This window comes from Flavobacterium sp. (assembly GCF_035195345.1).
Classification (GTDB): domain Bacteria; phylum Bacteroidota; class Bacteroidia; order Flavobacteriales; family Flavobacteriaceae; genus Flavobacterium.
Genome location: NZ_CP136574.1, coordinates 2,438,441 through 2,452,052, shown reverse-complemented (window position 1 = coordinate 2,452,052; position 13,612 = coordinate 2,438,441). Strand labels below are relative to the sequence as shown.

At 32.5% G+C, this 13,612-nt stretch carries 10 protein-coding genes; 2 read left to right on the top strand and 8 right to left on the bottom strand.

The features are described 5' to 3' along the window. Nucleotides 1–4 precede the first annotated feature (4 nt). The 6 genes from RSE15_RS11385 to argS form a co-directional block, all read right to left on the bottom strand. The gene (locus RSE15_RS11385) at nt 5–325 is read right to left on the bottom strand and encodes a hypothetical protein (RefSeq protein ID WP_324068675.1); all 321 of its coding nucleotides are present in this window, start codon (nt 323–325) and stop codon (nt 5–7) included. Between the two features lie 55 nt (nt 326–380). Continuing rightward, on the bottom strand, nt 381–584 hold the full coding sequence (locus RSE15_RS11380) for a DUF6132 family protein (protein ID WP_324068674.1): 204 nt from the start codon (nt 582–584) through the stop codon (nt 381–383). A gap of 58 nt (nt 585–642) precedes the next feature. Then, nucleotides 643–2,157 (bottom strand): MBOAT family O-acyltransferase, encoded by a 1,515-nt coding sequence (locus tag RSE15_RS11375; RefSeq protein ID WP_324068673.1) that lies wholly within the window; start codon nt 2,155–2,157, stop codon nt 643–645. A gap of 2 nt (nt 2,158–2,159) precedes the next feature. Next, nucleotides 2,160–3,581 carry a GDSL-type esterase/lipase family protein gene (locus RSE15_RS11370; protein ID WP_324068672.1) on the bottom strand — a complete coding sequence of 474 codons (1,422 nt, stop codon included), beginning with the start codon at nt 3,579–3,581 and terminating at the stop codon, nt 2,160–2,162. Next, nucleotides 3,571–5,022, bottom strand: coding sequence for an SGNH/GDSL hydrolase family protein (locus RSE15_RS11365; RefSeq protein ID WP_324068671.1), 1,452 nt, complete (start codon nt 5,020–5,022; stop codon nt 3,571–3,573). The genes RSE15_RS11370 and RSE15_RS11365 overlap by 11 nt, the downstream gene beginning before the upstream one ends. A 79-nt stretch (nt 5,023–5,101) precedes the next feature. After that, nucleotides 5,102–6,883 (bottom strand): arginine--tRNA ligase, encoded by a 1,782-nt coding sequence (gene argS / locus RSE15_RS11360; protein ID WP_324068670.1) that lies wholly within the window; start codon nt 6,881–6,883, stop codon nt 5,102–5,104. A 169-nt stretch (nt 6,884–7,052) separates the two neighbouring features. Between argS and RSE15_RS11355 the strand changes: the two genes are divergently transcribed. Next, the gene (locus RSE15_RS11355) at nt 7,053–9,467 is read left to right on the top strand and encodes a TonB-dependent receptor (protein ID WP_324068669.1); all 2,415 of its coding nucleotides are present in this window, start codon (nt 7,053–7,055) and stop codon (nt 9,465–9,467) included. Between the two features lie 87 nt (nt 9,468–9,554). Here RSE15_RS11355 and RSE15_RS11350 read toward each other — a convergent pair whose 3' ends face one another. Together RSE15_RS11350 and RSE15_RS11345 are read right to left on the bottom strand one after the other, a co-directional pair. Beyond that, on the bottom strand, nt 9,555–10,562 hold the full coding sequence (locus RSE15_RS11350; protein ID WP_324068668.1) for a 3-oxoacyl-ACP synthase III family protein: 1,008 nt from the start codon (nt 10,560–10,562) through the stop codon (nt 9,555–9,557). Nucleotides 10,563–10,619: 57 nt separating this feature from the next. Further along, a complete protein-coding gene (locus RSE15_RS11345; protein ID WP_324068667.1) occupies nt 10,620–11,549 on the bottom strand; it encodes an ABC transporter ATP-binding protein in 930 nt (309 codons plus the stop codon). A 118-nt stretch (nt 11,550–11,667) separates the two neighbouring features. Here RSE15_RS11345 and htpG point away from each other — a divergent pair, with 118 nt between their 5' ends. Then, the gene (htpG, locus tag RSE15_RS11340) at nt 11,668–13,554 is read left to right on the top strand and encodes a molecular chaperone HtpG (protein ID WP_324068666.1); all 1,887 of its coding nucleotides are present in this window, start codon (nt 11,668–11,670) and stop codon (nt 13,552–13,554) included. The last annotated feature ends 58 nt before the right edge of the window (nt 13,555–13,612 follow it).

The following is a 13,612-nucleotide window of genomic DNA, read 5'->3' as shown; positions in this document are numbered from 1 at the left end:
ATTTCTAAATGAAAAATTTAGGCGGATGCCAAATTGAATGTTGGTATTTTGGAATAAAAATCTTTTCGTAGTTTGATTTTTCTTTTTCGGTATTAAATTCTGGAGATAAAATTTCAGCACTAAAATCCAATTCAGCTACAAATTGAACGGGACTAAAATTCAAACTCATGATAATTTTTCCTTTTTCACAACCTGAAGATTCAGAATCTAAATTATGACAAGTTTGTTCACAATTTTCACTAGCAAGCATTTTAATAGCTCTTACTGATGGCAAAGCCACCAAAAGCAATAAGTAAATGCATAATATGTGAACTAAAAATTTCATTTAACAAATATAGATAAACTACAAAAAAAACAGGTAACAATTGTTACAAAAGGAATTAGGATTTCTTCTTTTTAAAAAAATCACCAATCATATTAAAAAGTAACCCGCCTAAAACGCCACCATATAAAGTACTATTCATTGGTTTTGAAGTAATAGAACAAGTTCCGGAAACACAACCAACATAATGGTAATAAGCGTATCCAGAAATTAATCCGATTCCAACTCCAATAGCAGTAATGATGATTTCTTTTTTATTCATTTTGTTTTAAAAAAACAAAGTTACATTACATAAAGTAATTCAAAAGCAACATATGTTACTAAAACTGAAAATAAATAAAAGGTTGAGTTCCTGAAGAAGCTGTTGCGTAAACTACCCAATAAATCAATCCTAATAAAACAGCTTTAAAAACTAACGGGATAGTTGAAAAAGTTTTTTGCATGAAAGCAATAGTTTTTACTGGAATAAAATGCCAAACCACTCCGATTACTAATAACAAAAACACATTTTTATATCCTAATACAATCGTTTGCCATTGATCATAATTGAACGTTAATTTGCCTATGTTTTTAATGACTTGAAATGCCGTTGCAAAGTCTTTAGCTCTGAAAAACAACCAACAAAACACAACAAAATGGAAAGTCAAGATAACTTGAATGGTTCGAACAAACATGTTTTTTGGAAATTTAATAAACTGACCAAAGAATTTCTCAACCACTAAAGCCAATCCATGTAAAACACCCCAAACAACAAATTTCCAGGAAGCGCCGTGCCATAATCCACCTAATAGCATCGTCATAAATAAGTTGAAATAGGTTCTGATTTTTCCTTTTCGATTTCCGCCCATTGAAATATACAAATAATCGCGTAACCAAGTGGAAAGCGAAATATGCCATCTTCTCCAAAATTCGGTAATAGAACCTGATTGATAAGGCGTTCTAAAGTTATCTGGTAACCAGAATCCCATTAATAAAGCTAATCCAATTGCTATGTCAGAATAACCTGAGAAGTCACAGTAAATCTGAATCGCATAACCATAAGAAGCCATCAAATTTTCGAAAGCGGTATAACTATTTGGCGCATCAAAAACACGATCCACAAAATTGGTCGAAATGTAATCTGAGATGACTGCTTTTTTAATTAATCCACCAATAATTAAGAATAAAGCACGATTGAAATCTTCTTTCGTTAACTTTAACTTCTCATAAATTTGCGGAATAAAATCACTCGCTCTTACAATTGGTCCCGCTACTAATTGTGGAAAAAATGAAACGAAGAATAAAAAATCCATAAAACTTTTCGTGGGTTCTAATTCTCTTCTGTAAACATCTATGGTGTAACTTAACGTTTGGAAGGTGTAGAATGAAATTCCAACGGGAAGAATAATATCTTCAAACTTCATAGTTCCATCGAAAAGTGAATTATAATTATCAATGAAGAAATTGGTATATTTAAAATAAGCCAACATTCCTAAGTTTATCAACAAACTCAATATCATGTAGAATTTGCGATAGCCTTGCTTGGCTTCTTCATAAATTAATCGCGATAAAACATAATCAACTACAGATGAAAAAATCAACAATCCAAAATAAATACCACTGCATTTATAATAGAAAAACAACGAAAATAATACGACATAAGTAATTCGAAAATAATGTGTTTTACGCGATAAAATATATATCACATAAAAAATTAGGAACAAACCAAGAAACAAAGCGCTATTGAATAAAAGCGGTTGTTTTGGATTGAATAAAAACCAATTTTTCATGGTTTCTAAATCGATATTCCCAACATTTTCAAGAAACCAATTTTGTAAATTAAAAAGTGCTCTCACTATTATTTTGTTGATTTAAATAATTCGTATGATTGTAAAAAAGCCTCAAAAAACAATTCGCCTTGCTTTTCATATCCTGCTTTTGAATAATGTACTTTATCTCTTGCCATATAGCCTTTTGCTACATTTCGTTTTATGGATTTATTACCCCCAAAAACTTGAAGTAAATCCCATACGGCATAATTTTTTAGATTCGCATTTTCTTCGATTAATTCGGCATATTTTTCAATAAAAGTATTTTTATATTTTCGGTGTAAAACCGATGGTGGTGGCGTCATTACCAAAACACAAGCTTGCGGATTCTTATCTTTTATTCCTTGAATCATTTGGTTCAAATTTGCAAAATACTGCTCACCCGATTGTTTGTCAAAACTTTCATTGGTTCCCAAAGATATAATCACTAAATCAGGATTTAATACTGGCAATTGTTCATTAAACAATCGAAATTTATTGTAATCGGAAGCTTTCGCTCCATTTACTCCAATACTATGATAAATAACCCCCGAATTATTATTTTCCAAAACCAATCCGTTTAAAGCAAAATAGTCAATTTCTTGATTGGGAACAATCGCAATTTTATCTAAAGGTGTTTCCGAATAATAATCGTTTGAAAATAATGAAGGTTGTAATTCTATTGGAATGTATTCCGTTTTTGTACTCGTTTTTGATTGGGTTGCTTTGCTTGGAATGGTTAACACTTTTCCATCGCGAATCATATCACTTTTTAAACCATTTGCTTTTTTCAATGCTTTTAGAGAAACATTATATTTATCGGCAATTCCACCTAAAACTTCTCCTGGTTTTACCTTGTGGGTGATTTTTTTTGGAACTTTTCGTTCAACGACAATATTTTTATGAGACACTGAAACATCAAACAAATTGACATTTTGGGGTGTAATCACTTTTATTTTTGTGAAATTAAATTGTGCATCTTTTACATTCAATTGAATTGCTAAATCATCGGAGTTTGCTTCCATGGAAAAACCACTTAAACCAACAGGACGATTTTCATCGGCATATAAATTCCTGAAACTTTGAAAATTTCCTGAAGCAGAATAGCGAATAGGCGCGCTGTTATTTGTCTTAGCCACACTATATGGAAAAGTAAATCCAAAACCACCATTACCAAATACTTTTTGGAATTGAGTTCTAATTTTTGCCGTAAACAAATCTGCTTGAATGTGTGAATCGCCAATATGAACAATATTAATCTTACCGGATTTACTTTGCTCTAATTGGTACATTTTTTCATAAAACGTCAAAAGCGCATTCGGATTGTGAATATCATTTCCTGTAAAAGTAACTTCGATAGAATCAACTACAGCAATATCTACATAAACCGAATCCATTGGAACGAATAAAGTGTCTTGAGAAAATCCGAAAAATGAAATTCCCAGCAAAAGCATCAATAATCTATTCTTCATAAACGGAGTCTTTATTAACAATAACACTATCTTTTTTCACTGGAGCAGCGGGCTTTTTACGCTTTTTTCTTAACTCTTTATACATTTCGTAGCCTTGATTTAATTGCGTAAAAATCAAATTAGCAGCTTGTTTTGCCCCTCTATGATTAAAATGCGTGTAATCTTTATTAGCTCTGGCTGGCTCTTGTTCTACCCATTGAATCATAGAACCATCGCCTCCCATTAGGGTGTACATATTTACAAAACTCGATTCTGATTTTATAGCATATCGCTTTTGTGCTGTATTTAAAGGAACAACAGCAGAATCTGTTTTCATTTCCAAATCGTATTTTGTAGATTTATCTGCTGTGGACACAATCAAAATAGCCACACCTGGAAAACATTCTTTCAAATGCGCTATCACTTTTGTCATTCGTTTTTCGTACCATCCGTAATTTAACGAACCGTAATTCAAGACATTAGCACCATATTGCAACACGATTAAATCGTAATCCAATTTCGAATGAAATGCACGCATGGTTGCCACATCAAAACTTCCAATTGGTAAACCTGAATTTCCTCTATTCGAAAAATTATCCACGTGAGCGCCTTTTCCGTCATCAAAATTGAATCCGTAAATAGGAATAGAATCGGCTTTTTTGAAATTCACTTTGATACTTTTTAAATTTCCTTCCGATAAAGCTATCGTATTAACCAATTTATTAGGTGTCAATTTCTTTACAATGGTATCGGCGCCCGACATATAAAATACTTTTCCTTCTTTATTCGACGAGCTTCCGTAGAATAAAGTTGGACGAGGTAATTCTGAAGCAAATCTTGTTTTATTCGCTTTATATTTTACCCAAGCTACATTTGAAGTATCATTCGCGTAAAACACATGACCATTAACTCCAAATGGATTGGATGGACGCTTTACTTTTAAATATGATTGTGTTTTCCAGTTTCCTGAAAATTCGTGAGTAATTGAACTACGAGAACTCGCCGATTCAGAAGTAATATTCACAAATCCAACACCTTGACCTCCAAATTTTTCTTGCAAATACGTTCTGAAATCTTTTACTATTAAATCGCCATCCGTCATCGAATCACCAAAATAAGCGACACGAACATTGCCTTCTTTTTTGGTTTCTAATTGGAATAGTTTTTCAAAAAATGTCGCTAAATATTGATTTCCAGTATATTCTTCAAAAGTTTCTGGCGGAAATTGAATGCCGTTTACCACTTTGTAATCAATAACGGTTTTCGCCATAGAATCTTCTAAAACTTCACCTTCATCTTCGGCAATAGCTTCTAAAAGTAAACTGTCTACTACTACATTTTTGGAATCTAATTTACTTTCCGTAAATATTTTCTTAGGCAAAAACGTTTTGAATGCCAAAAAAGACAATCCAGAAACGATTACCACGATTAAAGTTTGAAAAAAATATTTTGATGTATTCATTTATTAAATTTCAATTTCAAGTACAAATTCAAAAAAAAAGATTAAGTTCTAACTCGTAACTTTAGACTCGCAACTCTTCTTACATTCTCTCAGGAACTTCAATTCCCAATAACTGAAATGCATTTTTTATGGTGTTTCCAAATGATTTTGACAATTGTACTCTAAACACTTTTTTATCGTGATTTTCTTCTCCTAAGATTGAAACCTGTTGATAGAATGAATTGAATTCTTTTACCAAATCATAGGCATAATTCGCAACCAACGCCGGACTATGATTGGCTGCCGCATTTTGAATAACTTCAGGGAATAATTGCACTTGCTTGATTAATTCTTTCTCTTTTTCGTGTAATTCTAATCCCGAAATCGAAATTGAAGTATCAAAATCTGCTTTTCTCAAAATTGACTGAATACGAGCGTAAGTATACTGAATAAATGGTCCTGTATTTCCTGCAAAATCAACTGATTCTTCTGGATTGAACATCATTTGTTTTTTTGGATCCACCTTTAACATATAATATTTCAACGCACCTATACCGATAGTTTTAAACAACACCGCTTTTTCATCTTCAGAATAGCCGTCTAATTTCCCTAATTCTTCTGAAATAGTTTGCGCTGTCGTAGTCATTTCTGCCATTAAATCATCTGCATCGACAACTGTTCCTTCACGAGATTTCATTTTCCCAGAAGGCAATTCCACCATTCCGTATGATAAGTGATATAAGCTATCAGCCCAATCAAATCCTAATTTTTTCAAGATTAAGAATAACACTTTAAAGTGATAATCTTGCTCGTTTCCAACGGTGTAAACCATTCCTCCAACATCTGGAAAATCTTTCACACGTTGGATAGCTGTTCCGATATCTTGCGTCATGTAAACCGCTGTTCCATCTGAACGAAGCACGATTTTTCTATCCAAACCATCCGCAGTTAAATCAATCCAAACCGAACCATCTGGATCTTTCTCGAAAATACCTTTTTCTAAACCAAATTGCACTACTTCTTTCCCTAGTAAATACGTGTTTGATTCGTAATAATTAGGAATATTGAAATTAACACCTAAATTTTTATAAGTTTGCTCAAAACCATCATACACCCATTGGTTCATGGTCTTCCAAAGTTCAATAACTTCTGGTTTTCCATTTTCCCAATCTAAAAGCATTTGTTGTGCTTCCAAAATGGATGGTGCTAGTTTTTTTGCTTCATCTTCAGTTTTACCTTGAGCGATTAATTCTGAAATTTCTTTTTTGTATTGTTTGTCGAATTCCACATAGAAATTCCCAACCAATTTATCACCTTTCAATCCTGTTGATTCTGGTGTTTGTCCGTTTCCGAATTTCTGCCAAGCCAACATCGATTTACAGATATGAATTCCTCTATCGTTGATAATTTGCGTTTTGTATACTTTTTTTCCAGAAGCTTTAATGATTTCGGCAACTGAATAACCCAATAAATTATTACGAATATGCCCTAAATGCAAAGGTTTGTTAGTATTTGGCGAAGAATATTCCACCATTACCGCTTTCTCGCCTTCTTTTGGAGCTACAAAACCAAATGTTTCGTTGTTTTTAATCGTATTGAAAAATTCTACATAAAAAGCATCTGAAATCACGATGTTTAAAAATCCGCCTACGACATTGAACTTAGCCACTTCATTTACATTCGCTACTAAGTAATTTCCAATCTGATTTCCGATTTCAATTGGGTTACCTTTTAATTCTTTTACCAAAGGAAAAACTACCATAGTAATATCACCTTCAAACTCTTTCCTAGTAGCCTGAAATTCAAATTTTTCAATAGAAATATTGAACAATTCAAGAACTGCTTTTTGGATGTGTGTTGTTAATGTGTTATGTAATGTCATTTTTACCTGATTTTTAGAACGCGCAAAGGTAATAAATACTAATTAGTGATTAGTAATAAGTGAATAGTTTTTTTTGATTAAAAAATTATTTTCAAAATTGCTGTAACAATTTACAAATGTTGAAGTCTACTAATCACAATCATCAATCATTTTAATTAAAAACAAACAAATGAAACTTAAATTAATTATTGCATGTTTCTTCTGCTCGATTGCTTTTGGATTTGCACAAAATTCAGGAAGTATCAAAGGAAAGGTAATTGACAATAAAACCAATGAACCTTTGCCTTACGTAAACATTATTCTTAAAGATAATGATAAGATTGTTACAGGAGGTGTAACCACTGAAGATGGTAATTTTGCCATCAACAAGTTAACATTGCAAAAATATACTGTAGAAATTCAATTTATTGGATACACAACAGTTGTTAAAAACATTGATTTATCTTCTGATGCTAATCAAAACTTAGGCACAATAGCTATTTCAGAAGACGTTTCAGAATTAAAAGATGTTGAAGTTGTGGCAGAACGTTCAAACATGGTACAAAAAATCGACAGAAAAGTAATTAATGTTGGAAAAGATTTAATTGCTTCAGGAACAACTGCATCTGAAATTATGAATAACATTCCAACGGTAAGTATTGACCCTCAAACGAAAGAAATTAGCATGAGAGGAAATAGTAATGTACGTGTGCTTATTGATGGAAAACCTTCGAATGTTTCGGTAGAGCAATTGTTACAACAAATTCCTTCGGCATCCATTAAGCAAATTGAGTTGATTACGAATCCTTCTGCAAAATATAATCCAGAGGGAATGAGCGGCATCATCAACATTATTTTACATAAAAATTCGCAAGATGGTTTTAATGGTTCTATCAACACAGGAGTTACTTTCGGAATTACACCCAAAACCAACTCAGCTTTAAATATGAATTACCGTGTTGGGAAAGTAAATTTTTACTCCAATTATGGTTTTAATCACGGAATCAATGCTAATAATGGTTTTGTAGATAGCGAAAGAACCAATCAAGAAAATCGTCAAGATTTTAATTTTAGAAACAAAAACAATTCGCATCTATTAAAGTTAGGAATGGATTATTACATCAACGACAAAAGCACATTATCTGCTTACACCAATCAAAGTTTTACATCTGGAACAGGTTCTGGTTTGACTACTGTAGTTTATGACGACCCAATTGCGAATAGAAACACAACACAACTTTTTGGAAGTAGAGGAAACAATAAAAACCAAACTTACGATATGGTTTTTAAACATGATTTTGAAAAGAAAGATGAAAATTTAGAGATTCAATTAAACTACTCACACACGGTGAATGATGAGAATACTGTGTACGATGAAACAATTTCGAATCCAACTTTTAATTTTTACAGAACCAATATTGTAAAAGGAACCACTGATTATTTTCAGTTTAATGCCGATTATATCAACCCTATAACTGAAACTACAAAATTGGAATTAGGTGTTGAAACAAGAATTCAAAATTCGGGTAACCGTTTTAATGATATTAATCCGAGTTTTACAAGCGCTGACAATTCGTTTGAATTTGGAAGAAATATTTATTCGGCTTATGCAAATCTAGGAAAGCAAATTGGAAAATGGAGCGGTCAACTTGGTGTTCGTTTAGAATATTTTGACTTAGATGCCGATTTTGCAATTAATGAAACAAATCCAAGTTTTTCAGATGCTCAAAATATTTCTGATGATTTGTTTACAGCATATCCATCTGCATTTTTAACATATACAGCAAACGATAAAAATTCATTTAATTTCAATTATTCAAGAAGAGTTGACCGACCAAGTATTGGACAAATTAGTCCAATTAGAGAATGGACAACTCCTTTAATGGAATCAAGAGGAAATCCAGGATTAGTTCCTCAGTTTACTAATTCATTTGAAGTAAATTATACGAGAAACACAAAAATTGGTTCCATAACAAGTGGCGTGTTTTACAGAAGCATTTCAGATGAAATTTCAAGAACCGTTTATAACGACCCAAATAACCCGAACAGAAATATATTATCGTATGATAATTTTGATAATAATGACGCTTTTGGAATAGAAACTTCGGGAAATTTAAAATTTACACAATGGTGGTCAGTGAATGCAAGTGCTGATGTGTATTTTAAAACTGCTAAAGGAACGATTCAAAATGCTAGTACAAATGCATTAGAAAACGCAGAAATAGATGTAACTACTTTTAATGCAAGAATCAACAATAGTTTTACCGCTACAAAAGATTTACGTTTTCAATTGTTTGGAATGTATAGAGGAAAAGACCGAGGATTGCAATATGACAGAAAAGCAATGTATAAAATGGATTTTGGAGCAACCTACAACATCTTAAAAGGAAAAGGAACAATTACTGCAAGATATAATGATGTTTTTGAAAACATGCGTTTTGCATTTGATGGTAATATCCCATTTAGACAACAAGGTGCTTTTTATTGGGAAAGTCAAACGTTTTATATTGGATTCAACTACATTTTTGGTGGCGGAAAAAACCGTGCTTTAGCAAGAAAACAAAGAGATGCGAATGAAACTAGTGGCGGTGGTGGAATGTTTTAATTAGGCATTAGGCAAAAGTAAAAAAGCGTTCTGAAATTCAGAACGCTTTTTATCTATATTCTATTTTCTTAATTCTATTCTCTAAAACTACCATCTAATAATCACACTCCCCCAAGTAAATCCAGAACCAAAAGCAGCTAAAACTACCAAATCTCCTGATTTGATTTTACCTTGTTCCCAAGCTTCGGTTAAAGCAATTGGAATAGAAGCGGCAGTTGTATTTCCGTATTTTTGAATATTATTGAATACTTGGTCATCCGTTAAACGAAATTTCTGTTGAATGAATTGTGAAATTCTCAAATTCGCTTGATGTGGCACCAACATATTAATATCTGAAACTTGTAAATTATTCGCTTGCAACCCTTCGTTAATGACTTCACTAAAACGAACCACTGCATTTTTAAACACAAATTGTCCGTTCATGTATGGATAATAACTTTCGTCATTTGGATCTTTATCAGTAATGATATCGGTTATCCAACGTTTTCCCATTCCTGGAGCAATTAATGATAATTCTTCGGCATGTTGTCCTTCCGAATGTAAATGAGTAGATAAAATTCCTTTAGTCAAATCTTCTTCTCTTGAAAGTACGGCTGCTCCTGCTCCATCTCCAAAAATTACTGAAACTCCTCTTCCGCGAGTCGTCATATCTAAACCAGTTGAATGCAATTCAGAACCGATTACTAAAACGTTTTTATACATTCCGGTTTTGATGTATTGATCGGCAATTGAAATCGCATATACAAATCCAGAACATTGGTTACGAACATCTAAAGCGCCAACCGTTCTTAAACCTAAATCGCGTTGTACTAAAACACCTGGACCTGGAAAATAATAATCAGGGCTCAAAGTAGCAAAAATAACAAAATCGATATCTTCATTAGCCACTCCAGAACGTTCGATGGCAATTATAGCTGCTTTTACACCCATTGAAGTAGTTGTATCTTCTCCTCTTATAACATGACGACGTTCTTGAATTCCAGTTCGTTCTTGAATCCATTCGTCGTTTGTTTCCATGATTTTTGACAAATCATCATTGGTTACAATATTTTCGGGCACGTAATAACCTAATCCTGATATTTTTGAGTGGTACATATTCTAAATGGTATTTTTTATATAACAAAAATACGAAATTAATATTTTAAGATCGACTTATTTAGAATTTGATAATTCCAAGTAAACATCTTTTCCAGTTTCAATTTCAGACACATTTTCAAAAAATAGAATTTGATTCCCAAATTTCGCTTCAATCAAATAATGACTTCCTCTGAAATAAGAATTTACAACTTCCACTTTTAAATCAGAACTCATGGAAACTTTCAATTGATGTGGATACACAAATTGTAGCTTTCCGCTAATTTCAATTTCATTCACATCTCCAAATAAAGAGGCTACATAGTTGTCTTTTGGATTTTCGTAAATAAACTTTGGAATACCCCTTTCAATAATTTTCCCCTCTCTCATTATAGCAACCTCATCGGCAAATGCTAAAACATCAGTGCTATCGTGAGTGGCAACAATACAAGTTACATTTTGTTCTTTCAAATACGCAAATAACTTTCTTCGAAGACTATTTTTTCTAAAATTATCAATATGACTAAAAGGTTCATCCAGTAATAATACTTCGGGTTCTAATGCTAATACTCTTGCCAAAGCCACACGTTGCATTTGACCACCACTCAACAACTTTGCTTTCACATCAGCATATTGTGTCATTTCAACAATTTCCAATAATTCAGCTATTCGCGATTGTTTTTCTTCTGGAAAAAAATTAGAAAGATACTTTCCTACATTTTCAGCCACCGTAATAAAAGGCATCAAATCAAAATCTTGTGCCAAATATTTCATAAAAGGCATTCCTGGTATTAAATGAAATTTTGGACCCAACACTTCTGTTTCGTTCCAAAAAATTTGCCCTTCCTCTAAATCATATAATCCGTAAAGCAATTTTAGCAAGGTACTTTTACCACATCCACTTTCGCCAATCAAAGCTAAATTTTTTCCTTTAGTCAACCCAAAGGAAATGGAGTGTAAATTAGGTTGATTATCATACGAATAAGAAATGTTTTTTACAGCCAGCATAACTGAGTTTTTTTTGCAAATATAAAACTAATTTTATGTCAATTTGTCATTAAACTCAGTTTGGTACTTGTTTTGAAGTTAAGAGAAACCATAATTGTTTAACTAAAAATTTTAAAATATGGCATCAGGAAAAATTAATGTTTCAGTAGAAAACATCTTTCCCTTAATTAAAAAGTTTTTGTACAGCGACCACGAAATTTTTCTTCGTGAATTAGTATCGAATGCGACAGACGCTACTTTAAAATTAAAACACTTAACCAGTATTGGGGAAGCTAAAGTAGAATATGGCCATCCAATCATCGAAGTTAAAATTGACAAAGAAGGCAAAAAACTGCACATTATTGACCAAGGTTTAGGAATGTCTGCTGATGAAGTGGAAAAATATATCAATCAAATTGCGTTTTCAGGAGCTGAAGAGTTTTTAGAAAAGTATAAAGATTCTGCCAAAGATTCAGGAGTAATTGGTCATTTTGGATTGGGATTCTACTCAGCTTTTATGGTTGCTTCTAAAGTAGAAATCATAACAAAATCTTACAAAGACGAACCAGCAGCACATTGGACATGCGACGGAAGTCCAGAATTTTCATTAGTTCCTCACGATAAAACCGATAGAGGTTCGGAAATCATATTGCATATTGCTGAAGATTCGTTAGAATTTTTAGAAGAATTTAAAATCCGTGAATTGTTGACGAAGTATAACAAATTCATGCCTATTCCAATTAAATTTGGAACCAAACAAGAAGCACTTCCAAAACCAGAAGACGCGCCAGAAGATTACAAAACAGAATACGAAGAAGTTGACAACATCATCAACAATCCAAATCCGGCATGGACAAAACAACCAGTGGATTTAAGTGATGAAGATTACAAAAATTTCTATCACGAATTGTATCCAATGCAGTTTGAAGAACCATTGTTCAACATTCATTTAAATGTAGATTATCCGTTCAACTTGACTGGTATTTTGTATTTCCCAAAAATGTCGTCTGACTTACAATTACAAAAAGATAAAATTCAATTATACCAAAATCAGGTGTATGTAACCGACAATGTAGAAGGAATTGTACCTGAATTTTTAGGCATGTTAAAAGGTGTAATTGATTCTCCAGATATTCCGTTAAACGTTTCACGTTCGTATTTACAAGCGGATGGTAATGTGAAGAAAATTTCGAATTACATTACCCGTAAAGTAGCGGATAAATTGAAATCGTTATTCAATGAAAATCGTGCTGATTTTGAACAAAAATGGAACGATATTAAAATCGTATTGGAATACGGAATGCTATCAGAACCAAAATTCTATGAAAAAGCAGGTGATTTCGTATTGTATCCAACAACAGAAGACCAATATTATACATTAGCAGAATTAAAAGAAGCTCTTGCACCGAATCAAACCGATAAAAACGGAAAATTAGTTGTTTTATATGCTTCAAATAAAGAGGCACAACACAGTTACATTGATATTGCTAAAGAAAAAGGATACCAAGTATTGTTATTAGATTCGCCTATTGTTTCGCATTTGATTCAAAAATTAGAAGCGGATAATGAGAATGTAACTTTTGCTCGTGTAGATGCCGATCATATTGATAAATTGATTCAGAAGGACGAAACAACTATTTCTAAATTATCTGATGATGAGCAAACAAATCTAAAATCGGTTTTAGAAGCAATTGTTCCAAAAGCAAACTACACCGTTCAGTTAGAGCCAATGGATAGCAACGCAGCACCATTTATGATTACGCAACCTGAATTCATGCGAAGAATGAAAGAAATGAGCGCAACGGGCGGTGGCGGTATGTTTGGTATGGGTAATTTCCCAGATATGTATAATTTGGTAGTGAATTCAAATTCAAATTTAGCCACTACAATTTTACAAACCGAAGACAAATCGGCTCAAGAAATTTTAATAAAACAAGCTTTAGATTTAGCAAAAATTTCACAAGGATTACTAAAAGGTGAAGAGTTAACAGCTTTTGTTAAACGTAGCTTTGAAACTTTGAAATAATATTTAAAACTTGAATTTTAATCCTGATAGGCTCTTGAAACCTATCAGGATTTTTTTA